The 19,144-nt window shown below is 69.9% G+C and carries 18 protein-coding genes and 1 pseudogene; 9 read left to right on the plus strand and 10 right to left on the minus strand.

Features of this window, described 5'->3' with window-relative positions:
* The first annotated feature begins 49 nt into the window (after positions 1–49).
* On the plus strand, positions 50–1,444 hold the full coding sequence (locus RPX00_RS26015; protein WP_406629210.1) for a WS/DGAT/MGAT family O-acyltransferase: 1,395 nt from the start codon (positions 50–52) through the stop codon (positions 1,442–1,444).
* Here the strand turns inward: RPX00_RS26015 and RPX00_RS26020 are convergent.
* Positions 1,441–3,072, minus strand: coding sequence for a TIGR04141 family sporadically distributed protein (locus RPX00_RS26020; RefSeq protein WP_406629211.1), 1,632 nt, complete (start codon positions 3,070–3,072; stop codon positions 1,441–1,443). The two genes, RPX00_RS26015 and RPX00_RS26020, sit on opposite strands and share 4 nt — an antisense overlap.
* Before the next feature lie 490 nt (positions 3,073–3,562).
* Between RPX00_RS26020 and RPX00_RS26025 the strand changes: the two genes are divergently transcribed.
* Positions 3,563–4,102, plus strand: coding sequence for a Uma2 family endonuclease (locus RPX00_RS26025; RefSeq protein WP_406643088.1), 540 nt, complete (start codon positions 3,563–3,565; stop codon positions 4,100–4,102).
* A 12-nt stretch (positions 4,103–4,114) separates the two neighbouring features.
* Here the strand turns inward: RPX00_RS26025 and RPX00_RS26030 are convergent, their stop codons facing one another.
* Together RPX00_RS26030 and RPX00_RS26035 are read right to left on the minus strand one after the other, a co-directional pair.
* Positions 4,115–4,663, minus strand: a complete 549-nt coding sequence (locus tag RPX00_RS26030; protein WP_406629212.1) for a hypothetical protein — start codon at positions 4,661–4,663, stop codon at positions 4,115–4,117.
* A 251-nt stretch (positions 4,664–4,914) separates the two neighbouring features.
* Positions 4,915–5,928, minus strand: coding sequence for an alpha/beta fold hydrolase (locus RPX00_RS26035; protein ID WP_406629214.1), 1,014 nt, complete (start codon positions 5,926–5,928; stop codon positions 4,915–4,917).
* A gap of 47 nt (positions 5,929–5,975) precedes the next feature.
* Between RPX00_RS26035 and RPX00_RS26040 the strand changes: the two are divergent.
* The 5 genes and pseudogenes from RPX00_RS26040 to RPX00_RS26060 all read left to right on the plus strand — a co-directional run bounded on the left by RPX00_RS26040 (position 5,976) and on the right by RPX00_RS26060 (position 10,683).
* Positions 5,976–7,042, plus strand: a pseudogene (locus tag RPX00_RS26040) (acyl-CoA dehydrogenase family protein).
* 2 nt (positions 7,043–7,044) lie between these two features.
* Entirely contained in the window at positions 7,045–8,217 is a 1,173-nt protein-coding gene (locus tag RPX00_RS26045) for an acyl-CoA dehydrogenase family protein (protein WP_406643090.1), read from the plus strand.
* The gene (locus RPX00_RS26050; RefSeq protein ID WP_406629216.1) at positions 8,214–9,122 is read left to right on the plus strand and encodes a bifunctional MaoC family dehydratase N-terminal/OB-fold nucleic acid binding domain-containing protein; all 909 of its coding nucleotides are present in this window, start codon (positions 8,214–8,216) and stop codon (positions 9,120–9,122) included. The genes RPX00_RS26045 and RPX00_RS26050 overlap by 4 nt, the downstream gene beginning before the upstream one ends.
* Positions 9,119–9,517, plus strand: coding sequence for a MaoC family dehydratase (locus RPX00_RS26055; protein ID WP_406629218.1), 399 nt, complete (start codon positions 9,119–9,121; stop codon positions 9,515–9,517). Before RPX00_RS26050 ends, RPX00_RS26055 begins: the two co-directional genes overlap by 4 nt.
* Entirely contained in the window at positions 9,514–10,683 is a 1,170-nt protein-coding gene (locus RPX00_RS26060) for a lipid-transfer protein (RefSeq protein ID WP_406629220.1), read from the plus strand. Before RPX00_RS26055 ends, RPX00_RS26060 begins: the two co-directional genes overlap by 4 nt.
* On the opposite strand, the gene RPX00_RS26065 is transcribed toward RPX00_RS26060, so the two are convergent.
* The gene (locus RPX00_RS26065) at positions 10,655–11,224 is read right to left on the minus strand and encodes a dihydrofolate reductase family protein (protein ID WP_406629222.1); all 570 of its coding nucleotides are present in this window, start codon (positions 11,222–11,224) and stop codon (positions 10,655–10,657) included. The genes RPX00_RS26060 and RPX00_RS26065 overlap by 29 nt on opposite strands.
* Before the next feature lie 145 nt (positions 11,225–11,369).
* On the opposite strand from RPX00_RS26065, the gene RPX00_RS26070 reads away from it, so the two are divergent.
* Positions 11,370–11,927 (plus strand): DUF5134 domain-containing protein, encoded by a 558-nt coding sequence (locus tag RPX00_RS26070; protein ID WP_406629224.1) that lies wholly within the window; start codon positions 11,370–11,372, stop codon positions 11,925–11,927.
* A 1-nt stretch (position 11,928) separates the two neighbouring features.
* On the opposite strand, the gene RPX00_RS26075 is transcribed toward RPX00_RS26070, so the two are convergent.
* The 6 genes from RPX00_RS26075 to kstD are packed head-to-tail and all read right to left on the minus strand — an operon-like array spanning position 11,929 to position 17,433.
* A complete protein-coding gene (locus tag RPX00_RS26075) occupies positions 11,929–12,396 on the minus strand; it encodes a riboflavin kinase (RefSeq protein WP_406629226.1) in 468 nt (155 codons plus the stop codon).
* 27 nt (positions 12,397–12,423) lie between these two features.
* Positions 12,424–13,284 carry a MaoC/PaaZ C-terminal domain-containing protein gene (locus tag RPX00_RS26080; protein WP_406629228.1) on the minus strand — a complete coding sequence of 287 codons (861 nt, stop codon included), beginning with the start codon at positions 13,282–13,284 and terminating at the stop codon, positions 12,424–12,426.
* An 11-nt stretch (positions 13,285–13,295) separates the two neighbouring features.
* Entirely contained in the window at positions 13,296–14,321 is a 1,026-nt protein-coding gene (locus tag RPX00_RS26085; RefSeq protein WP_406629230.1) for a 2Fe-2S iron-sulfur cluster-binding protein, read from the minus strand.
* The gene (locus RPX00_RS26090) at positions 14,314–14,580 is read right to left on the minus strand and encodes a hypothetical protein (protein WP_406629232.1); all 267 of its coding nucleotides are present in this window, start codon (positions 14,578–14,580) and stop codon (positions 14,314–14,316) included. Before RPX00_RS26090 ends, RPX00_RS26085 begins: the two co-directional genes overlap by 8 nt.
* On the minus strand, positions 14,577–15,740 hold the full coding sequence (locus RPX00_RS26095) for a Rieske 2Fe-2S domain-containing protein (protein ID WP_406643091.1): 1,164 nt from the start codon (positions 15,738–15,740) through the stop codon (positions 14,577–14,579). Before RPX00_RS26095 ends, RPX00_RS26090 begins: the two co-directional genes overlap by 4 nt.
* Before the next feature lie 16 nt (positions 15,741–15,756).
* Positions 15,757–17,433: a 3-oxosteroid 1-dehydrogenase gene (kstD, locus tag RPX00_RS26100; RefSeq protein ID WP_406629234.1), complete on the minus strand. Its 1,677-nt coding sequence runs from the start codon at positions 17,431–17,433 to the stop codon at positions 15,757–15,759.
* 100 nt (positions 17,434–17,533) lie between these two features.
* Here kstD and RPX00_RS26105 point away from each other — a divergent pair, with 100 nt between their 5' ends.
* Positions 17,534–19,120: an FAD-binding protein gene (locus tag RPX00_RS26105; protein WP_406629236.1), complete on the plus strand. Its 1,587-nt coding sequence runs from the start codon at positions 17,534–17,536 to the stop codon at positions 19,118–19,120.
* The last annotated feature ends 24 nt before the right edge of the window (positions 19,121–19,144 follow it).

A 19,144-nucleotide genomic window follows, 5' to 3' on the forward strand; every position in this document is an offset into this window, starting at 1 on the left:
CTACCTCCGCCGAGAGCCGCGGCCAGGGTTCTGCCTTACGCTGGCAGGCATGCAGCGACTGAGCGGGCTGGACGCGAGCTTCCTCTACCTGGAGACGCCCTCGCAGGTCCTGCACGTCTGCGGCCTGCTGACGCTGGACGGCTCGACCATGCCGGGCGGCTACACGTTCGGAGAGTTCAAGCGCAGGCTGGCCGAACGGGTCGCGGTGATCCCGGCGTTCCGCCGCAAACTCCACAATCCACTCTGGAACCTGAACCATCCGGTGTGGGTCGAGGACGAGGATTTCGACCTCGACAACCACGTGCACCGGATCGGCCTGCCCGCGCCGGGCGACGACCGGGAGCTGGCCGAGCTGTGCGCGCACATCGCCGGGCAGCGGCTCGACCGCTCGCATCCGCTGTGGCAGTGCTACGTGATCGAAGGGCTGTCCGACGGGCGGCTGGCGGTGCTGCTGAAAATGCACCACGCGAGCGTCGACGGCGTCGGCGGGGCGAGCCTGATCGGCTACCTCGCCGGGCTCGAACCCGACGCCCCGCTGCCGGAGCTGCCCGACGGCGAGCGGCACAACGACGGCCTGCCCACCCGGTTGCGGCTGCTGCGCGAGAGCGCCGATTCGCTGCTGCACCGGCCGTTCGAGATCGCCCGGCTGCTGCCGGAGCTGCTCGGGCTGGTGCCGAGGTGGGCGGGGAAAGCGTTGCGCGGCAAAGGAATGCCGGTGCCGTTCACCGCGCCGCGGACCTCGCTGAACGGCACCATCACCGGGCACCGCTCGGTCGCGTTCGCGCAGCTGGACCTCGACGCGGTGAAGCAGATCAAGGACGCCTTCGGGGTCACCGTGAACGACGTGGTGCTGGCGCTGGTTTCCGGCGCGCTGCGGCAATTCCTGCTTGGTCGCGGCGAGCTGCCCGGGGATCCGCTGGTGGCGACCGTCCCGGTGTCGGTGCACGAACGCACGGAACGCGACCGCGGCAGCAACCGCGTGTCGGCGTTCTTCGCTTCGCTGCCAACGCATCTGCCCGATCCGGCGGCGCGCGTGTTCTTCCTGGCCGAGGCGAACCGGCGGGCGAAGGACCACCATTACGACATCGACGCCGACATGCTCGCCGACTGGGCCCAGTTCTCCCCGGCGACGGTGTTCGGGCTGGGCGTGCGCGCGTACTCGGCGCTGCGGCTGGCCGAACGGCATCCGGTGGTGCACAACCTGATCATCTCGAACGTCCCGGGGCCGCCGATGCCGCTGTACCTGCTGGGCGCGCGGATCACCGGGCTGTACCCGCTGGGGCCGGTGTTCCACGGGGCCGGGCTCAACGTCACGGTGCTGTCGAACGACGGCAAGGTCGGCGTCGGGCTGCTGGGGGCCAAGGAATTGGTGAAAGACCTTTGGCCGCTGGCGGACGCGTTGCCGGAGGCGCTGGACGAGCTGAGCAAGGCCGCGCCGGTTTAACGGCGGCGTTTCTTGGCTGTGTAAGGGATATCGGCGAACTTCAACGTCGCGCGCAGGCTGCGCACCGCCCGGTCCAGCCGCAGCAGGGCGACCTGCGAGAGCGTGAACAACTCGTCCACGTTCCACGCCCGTCCGGCGGCCGCGAGCACGACGGTGTCCGGCGCGCCGCCCAGCATCCGCCCGGGGTCCAATGTGGACACCTTGTCGGCCAGCTGTGCCAACGCGTCCGGCTCGTCATGCAGCGCTTCGGCGGACACGAGCGCTTGGGTGTAGAGGTGGCTGGCCGCCGTGGCGCGGCCCAGCCATTTGACGTGGATCAGCTCGTCGCCGGGGCCCAGCAGATCGCACAGCTCGAACCGCGGATGCAGGGGAGTGCTGGCGAAATCCTTGTCCAGGCACAGATATCCCGGTTCGAGCGCGGCGACTTGGCGGCAGTACCGGTGTTCGTCGTCCGGCTGGCCGCTCGGCTTCCAGGTGACGTCCGGCCAGATGTGCTTGCGCGCCAGCAGATCGCGCACCTGGTCCCGCATCTGCGCGACGTAGGTCTCGCCGATCCGGTACCAGCGGGACTGATGGAAGACGTACCGGGTGTGCTCGACGGTCGTCTCGAACACCACCCAGCGAGCGGCGGGCAGCGGCGCGCCGGTGGGTTCCGTGCCCGCCTCGTCGGCGCAGGTCGTGATGCGGCCCGCGCGCAGGGCTTTCAGCCGCCGCTCAACGGGAATTCCGCCGAGACGCGTGGTGAGGTGTTCCAGCTCAAGGCGGCCGGGGACGTGGATCGGGCCGCCGGGGCCGAGGCCGGTGATGCGGAACGAACCGGCGTTCTCCGCGTCGTTCGCGGCGCTCGACGGCCAGGCCAGGCCGAGCGCGTCGCTGCCGCCGAGTGCTTCGGCGAGCTGCCGTTCCAGCTCGGGCACGAGCGGGTGGTGCCGGTCCATCGGGCGGGTCTGGGCGATGAAGCGCAGCGCGGAATCCGCGTCGGGCTCGTCGACCACGGCGCCGACCGCGTCGAGATCGGCCAGGAACGCTTCGGGATCCTTCGCCAGCGGTGCCCACAGCGAGGTGCCGACGCGGATGCGGTAGCGCTTGCCGGTCACCCGGCCGTAGGTGAGGTCGGTGAGATCCGCTGAACCGGCCAGCCGGTGCACGAGATCGCCGTACGGTTCGAGCCGGAACGCGGACAGCTCGCCGCCGCCGGGGATGGAGATTTGCGTGGCCCGCGCGGAAACGTCCAGCGCGGCGCTCGCGACGAGCCCGAGGTCGAACGGGTCGAGCCGGCGGATTCCGAAGCGCAGCCCGAAACCCTGCTCGACGTGTTCGTCGTTGAGCACGAGATGTCCCGCGCCCCAGGTGACCGCGTAGGTCCACGGCGGGCGCGGCACGAGCAGCACGGCGAACGGCAGCGTCGAGGGCAGGTCCAGCGGCCCGCCGCCGAGCGCCTCGGCGTGCTGCAGCCATTGCGGGGCCTCGGTGCGGAACGCGCCCGCGACGAGCCGGGCGCGCGTGCCGGGCAGGTCGACCGGGCGGTCGGCGCTGATCTGCTCGGGGGAAAGCGGGGTCAGCAGGTCGGTTTCCGCCGCGGAACCGTCGAGGCGGAACAGGGACGCCGGACGGCTGGGGGCAGGCATGACCACCACCGGAGGACGGAATTCCAGGACTTCCGATCAGCGTAGGCGCGGCAGCGGTCCGCGCGGTTAATCACGGAGCGCGAATGGCGTGCGGAATAGTGAAATCCCGCTGAATCACCCATTCACGGGACGCGAGATAGGCCGATGATAGGGTTTCCTTTCGGGATGCATCCAAGCGGGTTTGCCGAGGTAAGGCAACGGGTAAGTGAGCCGGTGATGGCCGTTTACTGGACGCTGAATGGCGATTTCGATAAATCGGCCGGCGGCCCCGAAAGAACCTGTTCGCCGGGCATTGCTGGGCTGTCCGGGGTGATCACTCCGCATTTCGGTGACGCACGGTGATCGATTTGCCGGGCGCACACCTCGGCGAATGGGCTAGCCGGGTCGCCCGCCCGCCGGGGGACGGTTCGCGCTGCCGCGCGTGCCCGACTACCCTGGCCGAGTCGTTTCCGGTCGGCCCGCCTGCGGGGGCAGCATGATGACAGTCCCGATGTTCGCGCACGGCGACCGTCTCACCCGTCGGGACCTGGAGACGATCTCGGATGAACACCGCCGGTACGAACTGGTGGACGGGACGCTTCTGGTGAGCCCGTCCCCGCGTCCGCTGCACCAGCGGGTGGTCGCGCGCCTTCTCGCCGCGCTCACCCCGGTGTGCCCTGCCGACTGCGAGGTCCTGCCCGCGCCGGTGGACGTGGTGCTCGACGAGTTCACCGTGATGATCCCGGACGTCGTGGTCGGCCGCCGCGAGACGTTCACCGAACGCGCGCTGGTCGGCGTCCCGGTGCTGGCGGTCGAGGTGGTCTCGCCGTCGAGCAGGCACATCGACCGGTTCCTCAAACCGGCCCGGCTCGCGCTCGCGGGCTGCCCGTACTACTGGGTGATCGAGCCGAACGAGCCCACGCTGAGCTGCTTCCGGCTGTCCGGCGGCGAGTACGTGCTGGACGGCGAGGCGACCGGCGACGACGTGGTGCGGCTGGAGGAGCCGTACCGGATGGAGCTGCGGCCGGCGGATCTGGTGTCGACGTACTAGCCGGGCTGATCCTCATGCGGCCGGTGCTTTGTTCGCGACGGTGAAGACCAGATTGAGCACGCCGACGGGGACGAAGATGGACGACCACCACTTCAAGCTCTGCAGGCACGCCCCTCGCAGCCAGTTCGTGCTTCGCCGGTAGATGCCCGAGTTCGTCGCGGCCCAAGCCAAGACGAATCCCAGCGTTGCCAGGTATTGCAGCACCGTCTGCGTCGGACCGTCCGCCAAGACCGCGGTCCCCGTCAGCAGAATCGCCGTGACGAACGCGATCATCGCGAACCTGGTCGCGTTGACGACTCGTTCGAGCCCTTCCGCGACGTCGGTGCGCGCGGAGCCCGCTATGGCTTCCGGACGGCTGTCGGCCGCGGGTTTCTTGAGGCGCTTTCTTGATCCGTTGCCACGCCGCCGCGGCGGTGCCCGGCAGCTGGCGAAGCACCAGTCTGGGCGGGCGCACCGCACTGGCCAGACACGACCCCGCAAGATCCAGATCGCGACCGAGACCGCCGCGACGTAAATCGGGAACAGCAGGCCTATCCACAAGGGCCAAGGCACGTTCGACACGGACCCGAGCTGGTTCGAGACCCACTGCAAGGTCGACGGCAGCAAAGACAGATAGTCGTTCGACTCGCCCTCCCCGGCGACACGACGTCAAGCTTGGCTACTAGCCGTACTCGACTGGTCGCGCTTCGGGAATCCGCTGTCCGGAGAGCCGTTCGTCACTCGCTTGCGCACCAGGCACACCCGAGGTGGTCACGAAGTGGCTGCCGTGATCGGTGAGGCGGCGAGCGGCCTCTGTGGGTTATCGAGGCGGTTCAGGCCGAGTCCGCGATCCGCTCCTGCCCCGCGATCGCCGCCTGCACCGAAGTGCAAGCCGCCATCAACGCCGCCACGAACTGGTCCGCCGCGAAGACGCACGCCGTATGCCCGGCCGGGATTTCGTACGTCGCCGCCCCCGGAATCCGCCGCGCCAAACTCCGCTGATGCGCCGGCGCGATGAACCCGTCCCGCGAAGTCACCACCACCGCGGCGGGCAAGTCGAGGGTATGCAGCCAGGGCGTCGAATCGAAGCGGCCGATCTCGTCCAGCGCCACCGCGATCGCCCATGGGCTCGTGGAGCGGAATTCCTCCAGTGCCCACCGGTGATCCTCCAGCCGGGCGAGGCGTTCGCGGCGGGGTTCGCCGGGGACGAGGCCGATCCGGGCCTGGTCGCGCAGCAGGTGCAGGGTGCGGCCGAACAGGTCGAGCGCCACGCGTTGCCGGAGGCCGCGGCGGAAGTTGCTCGCCGTCGAGCACAGGACGAGGCCGGTGACGCGGTCCGGGAAGCGGTGCGCGGCCAGCTGGCCGACCATGCCGCCCATCGAGTAGCCCGCGACCATGAACTCGCCGATGCCGAGCGCGTCCGCGACCGCCGCCACGTCGTCCGCGCAGTCTTCGAGGCTGAACTCGTGCGAGCGGATGCCCTGGCCGTGCCAGCGCTGGTCGAACACGACGACCCGGTGGTTCTTGGCCAGCCGCTCCAGCGCGGGGTACCAGGTGAGCAAGCCGGTGCAGGCGACCGAGTGCAGCAGGATCACCGCGGGCGCGTGCCGCGGGCCGGCGTCCACCACGACGGTTTGCCCGCGCCCGGGCAGCGACAGCGGCTTCGGATCGGGGACGCCCGCGGTGGACGGGATGGTCGCGAGCTTGCGCGTGGCCTGCCATCCGACGTCGCCCAACGCTGATTTGAGAACTTGTTCCGCACCCACGTCGGCGTGCCGCCCCTCTTCGCTCGCCCGGCCGATCCACAGCCCGGACCCCGGATACCAGGGGTTGCCGAGCCAGCCCATTCCGGCTAAAAATAGAACGTGTTCCACCTAGGTGGAGGGAGACCGGAGTGGACTTCACCCCCGACGATACGCAGGGCGAGATCACCTCGCTCGCCGCGCAAGTGCTCGGGAAGGCCGACGAGCCCGCGGACCAGTGGCGAGCGCTGGCCGACGCGGGCCTGCTCGCGCTGCCGTTGCCCGCTGACCTCGGCGGGGACGGGCTCGGCGTCGGCCACGTCGCGCCGGTGCTCACCGAGGTCGGCCGGGCCGCGGCGGCCGTGCCCGCGTACGCCGTGCTGGCGCTCGGCATCCTGCCGGTCGAAGCGCTCGGCACGCCGGACCAGCGCGCCGAATTCCTCCCGCCCGCGGCGGCGGGGAGAGCATTCTCACTGCTGCCTTGCACGAGCCGTCCGCACCGCTGACCGCCATCCCCGGGACCAGCGGTGCGGCGGCGGACGGCGCGTGGTCGGTGACCGGCGTCAAAACGCACGTGCCGTACGCGGCCGAGGCGGCGCGGATTCTCACGCCGATCGCGTTGCCAGGCGGCACCGGTGTCGCGCTGATCGACCCGCACGCCGACGGCGTCGAAGTGTTGCCCGCGTACAACGCGACCGGGACCCCGGAGTACACCGTGCGGTTCGACGGTGCGCGGGTGAGCGAGGCCGACTTCCTGCGTGACCGCACGCCTGGCCATGCGGTGCAGACGCTGCATCGCTACGCGTTGGCGGGCGCGCTCGCGCTTGGCGACGGACTCCTCGCCGGGGCGTTGGCGTTGACGGCCAAGCATGTCGGCGAGCGCGAGCAATTCGGCCGTCCATTGGCGACTTTCCAGGCAGTGGCACAGCAGATCGCGGACGTCTACGTCGCTTCCCGCACGGTGCACCTGGCCGCGACGTCGGCGGTGTGGCGGCTGGCGTCCGGAATGGACGCGGACACCGAGCTGGACATCGCCGCCTACTGGCTGACCGAGGAAGCACCGTCCGCGCTGGCGATCTGTCATCACTTGCACGGCGGCGTCGGCGTGGATCGCACTTATCCGCTGCACCGGTATTCGTCGGCGGTGAAGGACCTCGGCCGCGCGGTCGGAGGAGCAGCGCACCGGCTCGGCAGGCTGGGCGAACGAGTGGCGGGATGAGCATGCACATCGAACTGACGGCCGCGCAACAGGAACTGCGGGCGCAGCTGCGCGAGTACTTCGCGGGCCTGCTGACCGCCGACGAGCGCCGGGCGTTGCTGCGGGAACGGCACGGGCAGGTTTACCGCGACGTGGTGCGGCGAATGGGCCGCGACGGCAAGCTTGGCGTCGGCTGGCCCAAGGAGTACGGCGGCGGCGGTTTCGGCGAGATCGAGCAGCACATCTTCGTGGACGAAGCCTCCCGCGCGGACGTGCAGCTCCCGTCGGTGACGCTGCAGACGGTCGGGCCGACGCTGCAAGCGTTCGGCACCGAGGAACAGAAAGCGCTGTTCCTGCCGAAGATTTTGGCCGGGGAAGTGCACTTCGCCATCGGGTACACCGAACCGGAGGCCGGGACGGATCTCGCCTCGCTGCGCACGCGCGCGGTCCGCGACGGCGACGATTACGTGATCAACGGCCAGAAAATCTTCACCACCGGCGGCCACGACGCGGACTACGTCTGGCTCGCCGTGCGCACCGATCCGGACGCGCCCAAGCACAAGGGCATCTCGATCCTCATCGTCGACACCCGCGATCCCGGCTATTCGTGGACGCCGATCATCACCTGCGACGGTGCGCACCACGTCAACGCGACCTTCTACGAGGACGTCCGGGTGCCGGCGAACATGCTGGTGGGCGAGGAAAACCGCGGCTGGCGGCTGATCACCACACAGCTCAACCACGAGCGCGTGATGCTCGGCCCGGCCGGGCGCATCGGCGGCCTGCACGACCGCGTGTGGGCGTGGGCGGCGGCGCGCCGGACCCCGGACGGCACGCCGCTGCTCGACCTTCCGGACGTGCGCGCGGTGCTGGCCGAGACGTTCGCGGTCGCGCGGGTCAACGAACTGCTGAACTGGCAGGTCGCGGCGGCCGCGGCGGACGGGTCGGTCGAGATCGCCGACGCTTCGGCGACCAAGGTGTTCTCCTCGGAGCGCATCCAGCGGATCGGGCGGCTGCTGGAGGAGCTGGTCGGGCGGCACGGCGACCTCGCCGACCCGGACACCGCGGAACTCGCCGAATGGCTCGACGTGCTGGCGAAACGGAACCTGGTGCTGACGTTCGGCGGAGGCGTCAGCGAGATCCAGCGCGAACTGATCGCCTCCGCCGGACTGAAACTGCCGAGGGTGCCGCGATGACGATCGAGGAAGCCGCCGCGAAAATCGCCGCACAGGGCGAAAGCGCGCCGAGGTATGCGCGCGATCCGGTGAACCAGGCGATGGTGAACAACTGGGTGGAGGCGATCGGCGACGCCAACCCGGTGTACACCGACGCGGAGTTCGCCGAGACGAGTGTCCACAAGGGACTTGTCGCGCCGCCGGCGATGGCGCAGGTGTGGACCATGCCGGGGCTGCACGGCGTGCGCGGGGACGACGATCCGCTCGGCCTGATCCTCAAGGTGCTCGACGACGCCGGGTTCACGTCCATCGTGGCCACCAACTCCGAGCAGACCTATCACCGCTACCTGCGGCCCGGCGAACACGTCTCGACCACGAACGTGCTGGAGGACGTCACCGGCCCTAAGCGCACCGGGCTCGGCGAGGGCTGGTTCGTGACCACCCGGACGAATTGGTACGTGGACGGGGAACTGGTGGCGGACATGGTGTTCCGCGTGCTGAAGTTCCGTCCGCGCGAACCGGAACCGCCGCCGTCGCCGGTGCTGCGGCCGGTGATCAGCCACGACACGAAGTTCTTCTGGGACGGTCTCCGCGAAGGCGAACTGCGCATCCAGCGCTGGGGCGAGGTGCTGCGGCATCCGCCCGGCCCGATGCCGCCGGACGGATCGCTCGACACCGTGCCGGACTACGTCGTGGCCAGCGGGCGCGGGACGGTCTACAGCTTTGTCGTGCACCACCATCCGGCGGTGCCGGGCAAGCGGCTGCCGTTCGTGGTCGCGCTGGTGGAGCTGGAGGAAGGCGTGCGGGTGATGGCCGAACTGCTGGACGCCGACCCGGACGAGGTCCACATCGGACTCCCGGTGACCGCCGCGTTCGTGCGCGTCGACGACGAACTGACCCTGCCCGCGTGGAAGGTGGCGCGATGACTGCCTCGGTTGGAACCGAACTGCCGCCGATGGTGCTCGAGGCGACGCCGACGTTCGTGATCAGCACCGCGCTGGCGACCCGGGATTTCCAGGACGTGCACCACGACCGGGACGCCGCGGTCGCGCGGGGTTCGAAGGATATTTTCCTCAACATTCTCACCGACACCGGGCTCGTGCAGCGGTATGTGAGCGACTGGGCGGGGCCGCAGGCGCTCGTCCGCTCGATCAAGATCCGGCTCGGCGTGCCGTGCTACGCCGGGGACACGCTCACCTTCACCGGCCGGGTCGTCGCCCGCGACGGCAACGACATCGAGCTGGAAGTGTCCGCTATGGACAGTCTAGGTGCGCACGTGACCGGCACGGTTTCGCTGACGCTGCCGGAGGAGGACGCATGACGTTCACCGGAACCACCGCCATCGCCGGGATCGGCGCGACGGAGTTCTCCAAGGATTCCGGACGCAGCGAGCTGCGGCTGGCGGCCGAGTGCGTGAGCCACGCGCTGGCGGACGCCGGGCTTACTCCGTCCGATGTGGACGGAATGGTTTCGTTCACTATGGACGGTAACGCGGAAATCGCGCTCGCCCGCGAGCTGGGCATCCCGGAGCTGACGTTCTTCAGCCGCGTGCATTACGGCGGCGGCGCGGCAGCGGCGACCGTGCAGCAGGCGGCTATGGCGGTTTCCAGCGGTATCGCGGATATCGTGGTGGCATACCGGGCGTTCAACGAGCGCTCCGGAATGCGGTTCGGGCGGGTGTCGGCGGCCGCGGCGCAGCAGGTGAATACGTCCGGTGTGGACAATGCGTTCCACTACCCGATGGGCATCGCGACCCCGGCCGCGACAGTGGCCATGGTCGCGCAGCGGTACCTGCACGAATACGGGGCCACCAGCGAGGATTTCGGCAAGATCGCGGTGATCGACCGGGCGCACGCGGCGACCAATCCGAACGCGTGGTTCCACGGCAGGCCGATCACCTTGGAGGAGCATCAGGCTTCCCGCTGGGTCGCGGAACCGTTGCACCTGCTCGATTGCTGCCAGGAAAGCGACGGCGGGGTCGCGTTGGTGATCACGAGTCTCGAACGCGCACGCGACCTGCGGCAGACGCCGGTGGTGGTCTCGGCGGCGGCGCAGGGCAGCGGTCCCGACCAGTACGTGATGACCAGCTACTACCGCGACGATCTCGCCGCGCTGCCGGAAATGGGCGTGGTCGGGCGGCAGCTGTGGGCGCAGTCCGGGATCGGACCGTCCGATGTGGACGTCGCGGTGCTGTACGACCACTTCACCCCGTATGTGCTGATGCAGCTGGAGGAACTGGGCTTCTGCGGCCGCGGCGAGGCGAAGGACTTCATCGCGGGCGACACGCTGACCCTCGACGGGAAGCTCCCGCTCAACCCGCACGGCGGCCAGCTCGGCGAGGCCTACATCCACGGCATGAACGGCATCGCGGAGGCGGTCCGGCAGCTGCGCGGCACGGCGGCGAATCAGGTCTCCGGCGCCCGCACCGCGGTGGTGACGGCGGGGACGGGGGTTCCGACTAGCGGGCTGGTGTTGACGGGGTCGTGAGCGGCACGTAACGCAACGCCACCGCGCCCCCGGCGAACTCCTGCCGCCCCACGAGCTTCAGGTCGAGGTACTCCGGCAGACCGGCGAACAATGTCGGCCCGTGTCCCGCGATCCGGGGGTGCACGACGAACTCGTACTCGTCGATCAGCCCCATCGAGGCCAGCGCGAGCGGCAGCTGCACGCCGCCGGTGTACAGCCCCTCGCCGGGTTGCTCTTTGAGCCGCAGCACCGCTTCCCGCAGGTCGCCGCGCACGAGTTCGGCGTTCCAGCCGACGTGCTCGAGGGTGCTGGACACGACGTACTTCTTCGCCGCGTCGATGGTACGGGCGAACGGTTCCATCCACTCCGGCCGTTCGCCGGTCGGCGCGGACGGCCCCCATGCCTCCTCCATCATCTCGTAGATCACCCGGCCGAAGAGGAGCGCGTCGGCTCGGGCGATGATTTCGGTCGCGTGCTGGTGCAGTTCCGCGTCCGGGAGGCCGGCGCGGTGGTCGACACAGCCGTCCAGCGTGAGGTTGATGGAGTACCGAAGCGGGCGCATCGGCCGAGGATAGCGGCTTGCCGACGCGCGCATAGCCCTTGTGGGTCAACGCGGATCACCTCATTGCTGGCTGGTGCCTCCCGCCTCGCGCGTGTCACGGTGGTAAGGCCCGTGTGACGCAGCGTGTCCGGAGTGAGGTGCCGAGGTGACTGTCCCGCTGGCCTGGCTGTTCACCGCGCTGTTCGCGTTGCTGGCGCTGCCGTGCGTGCTGCGGCTGGTGAAGCTCGACTACGTCAGTCTCGGCCACCGGGTGCGCAACGGCGACCTCGCCGAACTGCTGCTGGTGGTGGCGATGGTCGCGATGCTGTCCCCGGTCGGCGGCCCGATCCCGGCCGCGGGCTGGCAGGCGGTGCTGGTGCTGACCGCGGGCTGGTTCGCCTGGTCCGCCTGGCGGGGCCGCGCCGAGGGACACGGCTGTGCCCATCACGCGCTGTCCGCGGCGGCGATGCTGTACATGGTCACCGCGATGCCGCACGGCGGAACGGTGCACGGACCGTGGCTCAACATGTCCACAATGGACGCCAGGCTGGCGTGGCCGGTGCTCGCGATCGCCGGGGCGGTCTACTTCGCGGTGGACGCGGTCCGCTCGGGCGTGGTGGCGATGCGGTCGCGCGGCACGACGGTGCCGGGGCACGCGTCGCGCACCCTCTGCCGAGCCGCGATGGGCGCGGGCATGGGCATCATGCTGATCGCCGCGGTCTGACTCAGCCCAGCCGCTGGACTTCGCCGTCCGGCGGGAGTTCGGCCAGCTTCGGCAGGGTGTCCGCGGGGTGCGCGGCGACCCATTCGCGAGCGGCGGCGACGTCGCGGCCCAGCGCGTCGATCAGTTCCTGCGCGGAGCCGAACCCCTGCTGGTCCCGCAGGTGCTTGCCGAGCCAGACGGTGAGGCGCTCGCCGTACAGGTCGCCCTCGAAGTCGAGCAGGAAGGCCTCGACCAGCCGGTAGCCGTCGGCCCCGTAGTAGGTCGGGCGGCGGCCCACCGACACGGCGGCGGCCACGCGCGTGCCGTCCGCCCGCTCCGCCCAGCCGGCCCACACCCCGTCGCCCAGCTCGCCGCGCTGGTCGCGCAGCGCGATGTTCGCGGTGGGGAAGCCCAGCTCACGGCCGCGCTTGTCGCCCGGCTCGACTGGCCCGCGCACCACGAAGAAGGTGCCGTCTCGCTCGTCCGCCATGGGACAACCGTATAACGGTCCCGACGTTCAGCGAGGGGTGAGCACTGTGTCGGCCAGCACAGGCGCGTCGTCCCGCTCCGGCGCGGTGGTCGTGACCAGCAGACGGCCGTCTTCGCGCCACACGCGCACGCGCAGGTTTTCTCCGGGGAAGACGACGCCGGCGAACTTCGTCCCGAATGCCGAGACGCGCTCGGGATCGCCGTCGAGGAACGCGTCGACCACGGCCTTCGCGACCACGCCGTACGTGCACAGCCCGTGCAGGATCGGCCGGTCGAAGCCGGCGGCCTTGGCGAACGCCGGGTCGGCGTGCAGCGGGTTGCGGTCGCCGCACAGCCGGTACAAAAGCGCCTGCTGCGGCAGCGTCGGCACGTCGAGCACCGCGTCCGGTTCGCGGCCGGGCCACTCGATCTTGTCCGACGGCCCGCGTTCGCCGCCGAAGCCGCCCTCGCCGCGGGCGAAGATGCTGGACCGGGCTGTCCACAGTGGAGCGCCGGACTCGTCGGCGACCTCGGTCTCCTGCACCAGCACCGCGGCCTTGCCCTTGTCGAAGACGTCGGCGATCCGGGTGCGCGCGACCGCCTTGCCCTCGACCGGGATCGGCCGGTGCAGTTCGATCTCCTGCTTGCCGTGCAGCACTTTCGCCAGGTCGACGTCGACGCCGGGGAACTTCAGCGCGGGCGGTTCGAAGGTGCGCAGGTTGGCCGCGACGGTGGCGAAGGTCGGCAGCACGCGCAGGTCGCGCTCGTAGGTGTAGCGCAGTTCGCGCTCGGCCACCGGATCCGCGCCCGCGCCCACGGCGAGGTGGTACAGCAGCACGTCGGACGGCGTCCACGCGAAGTTGACCTCGCCGAGATCGGCGCCGATCGCGACCGCGGGGTCGATGGGCACGGGTTCTCCACTCACTCGTAGCTGACGGACACCTCGTCGGTCAACGGTACCGACTGGCAGGCCAGCACGATCCCGTCGGCGATGTCCTCGGCGTCCAGCACCTCGTTGTTCAGCATTTTCACCTCGCCGGAGACGATGCGGCACGCGCACGCGCTGCACTGGCCCTCGCGGCAGGAATACGGCGCGTCGAGACCCTCGGCGAGCAGATGGTCGAGCAGCTTCCGCTGCCGCGGCCAGGTGACCTGCCGGGTCTCGCCGTCCAGGTCGACGGTGAGCGCGGTGGTCTCGCCGCCGCCGTCTTCCTCGGGCTCGGGTTCGTTCTCGAAGGGATTCCCGGTCAGCGAATGGAATTTCTCCACATGCACGCGTTCCCGCGGCGCGCCCAGTTCGCGCAAGGCGTCCTGCGCGGCGGCCATGAACGGGGCCGGGCCGCAGAGGAATGCTTCGTGGCCCGCGTAAGGCTTGGCGAGCGCGCGCAACGCGGTGACGGTCGGCAAGCCCTGCAGGCTTTCCAGCCAATGCAGGACGGTGAGCCGATCCCCGTAGCGCTCGGCCAATTCGCGCAATTCCCGGGCGAAGATGACCGACTGCTCGTCGCGGTTGGCGTAAACCAGCACTACCCGGCCCGCGCCCTTTTCCAGCGCAGACTTGAGAATCGACATCACCGGCGTGATCCCGCTGCCCGCGGCGAACAACAGAAAGTCTGTGTCCAAAGAGGACGGGCAGAACACGCCGGACGGGCGCAGCACGTCGATCGTCGAGCCTGCCTTCAGCTCGTCGCAAACCCAGTTGGAGCCGTACCCGTCGGCGGTCCGCTTGACCGTGACCTGCACCCGATCCTCGTGCGGCGCGCTCGACAGCGAGTAGCACCGCGCGACGGAACCCGTTTGGTCGCTGGGAATCCGCAGCGTGAGGAACTGCCCGGGGGAGTAGGCGAACCGTTCGGCGTGCTCGGCCGGGACAGTGAACACAATGGACCGGGCGTCCGCGGTTTCCTCGATCACCTCGGCGACGGTCAGCGTGATGGCGTCAGTCATTGCTCACCGGCCCGAAATTACCGTCCCGCACCGCGCTGTCGATGCTGTCCGAGAGCTTCTCGCAGGTGTCCAGCAACGCGGTGTTGCCGCCGGACGCGGCGTGCGCGGCGAAGACCGGGCAGCTGGTCGCGGCGTCGGTGGTCCACTGGATGCTGGTGTGCTTCATGCTGTTTTTCTTGACCAGCACACAGGTTCCGCAGCTGCGGCATTCGTGCGGCCGCAGCCCGGACGTGAGGAATTCGGTGGCTTCGGCCGTCACACCCCAGCCTCCTCCGACTGAGCCGACTGGGCCGCCGCCTCGGCCTCCGCCCGCTGGCGCGCGAGGTTTTCCTGCACCTCGGCCGCCCACACCTCGTTCGCCTTCGTGGTGTCCACTTCGAACTCGAACCGGCGCGTCATGTCCTCGGTGACGTCCGCGGCGTCCACGTAGAACTGGTCGTACCAGCGGCGCAGCTGGTAGACCGGCCCGTCCTCCTCGCACAGCAGCGGGTTGTCGATCTTGGTCTTGTTCTTCCAGATCTCCACGTCCTGCAGGAAGCCGACGCCGATGCCCTTGGCGAGCTTCGCCGCGATCTTGTCCGCGTGCTCGTCCGAAATGCCGGGCATCTTCTTGACCATGATGCCCCACTGCAGCACGAACGACGTCGGCGAAACCGGATAGTGGCAGTTGATCAGCACGTTCTCGATTTCGAAGCCCTGGAAGGAATTCACCAGCCAGTTGATCATGTAGGACGGGCCGAAGTACGACGCCTCCGAGCGCAGCAGGTTTTCCTCGCCGCCGTAATTGGACGCCATGCCCATGTCCGGGCGGCCCTTGGTGTTGAGGTACTGGGTGGCGATGTGGCCCTCGAACACGTTCTTGAAATACGTCGGGAAAGCGTAGTGGATGTAGAAGAAGTGCGCCATGTCCACCACGTTGTCGATGATCTCGCGGCAGTTGGCGTTCTCGATCAGGATCGAGTCCCAGGTCCAGTTGCTCCACTCGTCGCTGAACGCGCCCTCGACGCGCGGGATCACGACGTTCTCCGGCGGCGGGTTGCCCTCCGGGTCGTGCCAGACGAACAGCTGCTTGTTCTCCTCCAGCACCTGCCACGCCCGGGTGCGCGCCCGCAGCGGGACCCGCTTGGCGTACGGGATCGACTTGCACTTGCCGTTGCCGCCCCACCGCCAGTCGTGGAACGGGCAGGCGATCTCGTCGCCCTTCACCGAACCCTGGGTGAGGTCGCCGCCCATGTGCCGGCAGTAGCCGTCGAGCACGTTCAGCTTCCCGGCGGTGTCGGCGAACACGACGAGCTTCGTGCCGAACGCCTGGACCGCGTGCGGTTTCCCGTCGCGGAAGCTGTCGGCGAGCCCGAGGCAGTGCCAGCCGCGGGCGTACCGCGCCGGCGGCGCCCCGCGTCGATCGTGCGGATCTCGGATCCCTCAGTCTTCGGCGTCACTGCCTGCCTCCCGTGCCGGTCTGATCTTCGTTCGCCAGCGCCTGTGCCGCAAGGTAGCCGAACACCATCGCGGGGCCGATGGTCGCGCCCGGCCCGGCGTAGGTCCGGCCCATCACCGGGGCGCTGGTGTTGCCCGCCGCGTAGAGACCGGACACGACCGTGCCGTCCTCGCGCAGGACGCGGGCGTTTTCGTCAATCCGCAGCCCGCCCTTGGTGCCCAGGTCGCCGGGCACCACGCGGACCGCGTAGTAGGGGGCCTTGGCCAGTTCGCCGAGGCTCGGGTTGGGGCGGTTGCGCGGGTCGCCGTAGTAGTGGTCGTAGGCGCTGAGCCCGCGCTGGAAGTCGTCGTCGACGCCCTTGCGGGCGAAGCCGTTGAACCGCGTGACGGTCTGCTCCAGCGCGTCGGCGGGCACGTCGATCTTCTCGGCGAGCCCGGCCAGCGTCGCGGACTTCGCCACGATCCCGGCCTTGTACCAGCGCCCGGGCAGCGGCTGCCGCGGGCCGAGGCCGGTGAACAGGTAGCGGTCGCGGTAGCGCTGGTCGAACACCAGCCACGCGGGGACGTGCTTGCCCGGACCGTCGCCGTCGCCGTACATCGCGTGCACGGCCTCGACATACGGCGCGGATTCGTTCACGAACCGGGTGCCCTTCGCGTCGACCATCAGGCAGCCGGGCCGGGACCGTTCGGCGAGCGCGAACCACGGGCCGCCGGTGAGCGGGAACGAAGGGCCCCACCAGGCGTCGTCCATCAGGTCGGTCGCCGCGCCGAGTTTGAGGCCGGCGTTGATGCCGTCGCCGGTGTTCGCGGCCGCGCCGACGGTCCATTCGGTGCCGATCGGCGCGCGCTGGTACTTGATCCGCATCTCTTCGTTGTGCTCGAAGCCGCCGCAGGCCAGCACCACGCCGCGGCGCGCGCGGAACAGCGTTTCGGCGCCGTCGCGGCGGGCCACGATGCCGGTGACGACGTCGTTCTCGACCTGCAGATCGACCAGCGGCGTGTCCAGCAGCACCTCGACGCCCGCGTCGCGAAGACCCTTCCGCAACCCGGCCGCAAGCGCTTGCCCCATCGACAGCGGCTGCTGCCCCCGGACGCGTCCGGCCAGCCATTTCATCCCGAGCGACAGCATCCGGGCGAACCCGCGCGGATGCCGGGCGATCAGGCTCAGCCAGCGATAGTCCGACTGGGTGATCGGCACCCCGAGCGGCGGCGCGCTGTACGGCGGTTCGAGCTGGGCGAGGTCGGCGCCGAGCAGCTTGCCGTCGAGCGGCTTCGGCTCGACGGACCGGCCGCCGGGACGTCCGCCGGGCGCCTCGGGGTGGTAGTCGCTGTAGCCCGGCACCCACTTGAACTCCAGCGGCGTGTTCCGGGTGACGAATTCGAGCACCTCGGGGCCGTGGTCGAGGAAGGTCGTGCGCAGGTGCTCCGGAACGACGTCGCCGACGATCGATTCCAGGTACTGCCTCGCGCGTTCGGGTGGTTCTTCGATGCCCGCGGCCCGCAGCGCGTGGTTGCCGGGCAGCCAGACGCCCCCGCCGGAGCGGGCGGTCGAACCGCCGAAGCAGGCTGCCTTTTCCAGCACCACCACGGAAAGCCCGCGATGGGCGGCGGCGAGCGCGGCGGTCATCCCGGCGGCGCCGCTGCCGGCCACCACCACGTCGTACTCGTCCGACATGCCACCTCACATGCAACGTGTTATCGGCTAAAGCTGGCCTGCTCGGGGCCACTTCCGTCACCATAGACGAGAACGTGTTCCAGTTCTAGGGTGGCGGGCTATGGACGAGTTCGGGGCGGACGTCGTGATCATCGGAGCCGGCGCGGCCGGCGTGTGCGCGGCCATCGAGGCGGCCGACGCGGGCGCCGAGGTGCTGCTGGTCGACCGGTTCTCCGGCGGCGGGGCCAGTCGTGTGAGCGGCGGCGTGGTCTACGCCGGGGGAGGGACGCCGCAGCAACGCGCGGCGGGCGTCGACGACAGCGTGGACGCGATGTACGCGTACCTGCGGATGGAAACCGGCGACGTCGTGTCTGAGCGGACGTTGCGGCGGTTCTGCGAGGAAAGCGTCGACATGGTGGCGTGGCTGGAGCGCCAGGGCGTGCCGTTCGAGGGCAGCATGTGCGACTACAAGACGTCGTACCCCAGCAACAAGCACTACCTCTACTACTCCGGCAGCGAACTGTCCGGCGGCTTCCGCGACGTGGCGAAACCCGCGCCGCGCGGGCACCGGGTCAAGGGGCCGGGCACGTCCGGGAAGCTGCTGATGAAGCAGTTGCTGGCGGCGGCCCGGCAACGCGGGGTGCGCGTTTTGCCGCAGACGCAAGCGATGAACCTGATCACCGACGACTCGGGCACGGTGACCGGAGTGATGGCGGCTACCTTGCGCGACGCGCCTTCCTGGGTGCGGGCGCGGCACGCGCGGCTCGCGGACTGGGCGGCGAAGCCGGGCATTTACGTGCCTGCGATGCGCCGGTCGCTGCATCGGCGGGTCGAACGGATCGAGCGGAAGCACGCGCGTGAGCTGCGGATTTCCGCGCGGCGGGGCGTCGTGCTGGCGGCGGGCGGGTTCATCGTGAACCGGGCGATGGTGCGCGAGCACGCGCCCGCGTATCGCGGCGGGCTGGATCTCGGCACGTCGGCGGACGACGGCTCCGGCATCCGGATGGGTGTCGAGGCCGGCGGTCGCACGGCGGAGCTGGACCGGGTGTCGGCGTGGCGGTTCCTCACGCCGCCGTCGGCGTTTCTCGGCGGCCTGCTGGTGGGCCGGGACGGCCGCCGGATCATCGACGAATCCCGGTACGGCGCGGCGATCGGCGAACGCATGGTCACCGAGCACGGCGGGCAAGGCTGGCTGCTGGTCGACGAGCCGATCGTCGCCGAAGCAAGGCGCGACGGGCGGAAACAAGGCCAATGGTTCGCGACGCTGCAGCTGCGCTATCTGCTCGGCAAGGGCCGGGTGACCGGCGGGACGCTCGAAGAAGTGGCCGCGCGCGCCGGAGTCGACCCGGCCGGGCTGGCGGCGACGTACGCCGAATACCAGCGCGGCCCGGACCCAGCGGGCAAACCCGCGGATTTCGCGCGCCCGCTGGACACGCCGCCGTACTCGCTGATCGACGTGTCGGTGAAGCCGAACCTCGGCTACCCGTGCCCGATGCTGACCCTGGGCGGTCTCGTGGTCGACGAGGACACCGGCGCGGTGGCCGGCGTACGCGGGCTTTACGCCGCCGGGCGCACCGCGGTGGGAATCTGTTCCAGGTCGTATGTGAGCGGTCTTTCGCTGGCTGACTGCGTGTTTTCCGGCCGCCGGGCAGGGTTGCACGGCGCGCGTGGCGCGGACCGCGTCGACAAAAACGAGAACGTGTTCTAGTCTTGAGCGTGTCGAGCGAGAGAG

Origin of the sequence: Amycolatopsis sp. WGS_07, assembly GCF_045278895.1 — a bacterium.
GTDB lineage: Bacteria > Actinomycetota > Actinomycetes > Mycobacteriales > Pseudonocardiaceae > Amycolatopsis.

Coding starts and splice junctions, on each gene's coding strand:
- RPX00_RS26015 (WP_406629210.1), top strand. CDS start 50: ATGCAGCGACTGAGCGGGCTGGACGCGAGCTTCCTCTACCTGGAGACG.
- RPX00_RS26020 (WP_406629211.1), bottom strand. CDS start 3,072: ATGCCTGCCCCCAGCCGTCCGGCGTCCCTGTTCCGCCTCGACGGTTCC.
- RPX00_RS26025 (WP_406643088.1), top strand. CDS start 3,563: ATGTTCGCGCACGGCGACCGTCTCACCCGTCGGGACCTGGAGACGATC.
- RPX00_RS26035 (WP_406629214.1), bottom strand. CDS start 5,928: ATGGGCTGGCTCGGCAACCCCTGGTATCCGGGGTCCGGGCTGTGGATC.
- RPX00_RS26045 (WP_406643090.1), top strand. CDS start 7,045: ATGCACATCGAACTGACGGCCGCGCAACAGGAACTGCGGGCGCAGCTG.
- RPX00_RS26050 (WP_406629216.1), top strand. CDS start 8,214: ATGACGATCGAGGAAGCCGCCGCGAAAATCGCCGCACAGGGCGAAAGC.
- RPX00_RS26055 (WP_406629218.1), top strand. CDS start 9,119: ATGACTGCCTCGGTTGGAACCGAACTGCCGCCGATGGTGCTCGAGGCG.
- RPX00_RS26060 (WP_406629220.1), top strand. CDS start 9,514: ATGACGTTCACCGGAACCACCGCCATCGCCGGGATCGGCGCGACGGAG.
- RPX00_RS26065 (WP_406629222.1), bottom strand. CDS start 11,224: ATGCGCCCGCTTCGGTACTCCATCAACCTCACGCTGGACGGCTGTGTC.
- RPX00_RS26075 (WP_406629226.1), bottom strand. CDS start 12,396: ATGGCGGACGAGCGAGACGGCACCTTCTTCGTGGTGCGCGGGCCAGTC.
- RPX00_RS26085 (WP_406629230.1), bottom strand. CDS start 14,321: ATGACTGACGCCATCACGCTGACCGTCGCCGAGGTGATCGAGGAAACC.
- kstD (WP_406629234.1), bottom strand. CDS start 17,433: ATGTCGGACGAGTACGACGTGGTGGTGGCCGGCAGCGGCGCCGCCGGG.
- RPX00_RS26105 (WP_406629236.1), top strand. CDS start 17,534: ATGGACGAGTTCGGGGCGGACGTCGTGATCATCGGAGCCGGCGCGGCC.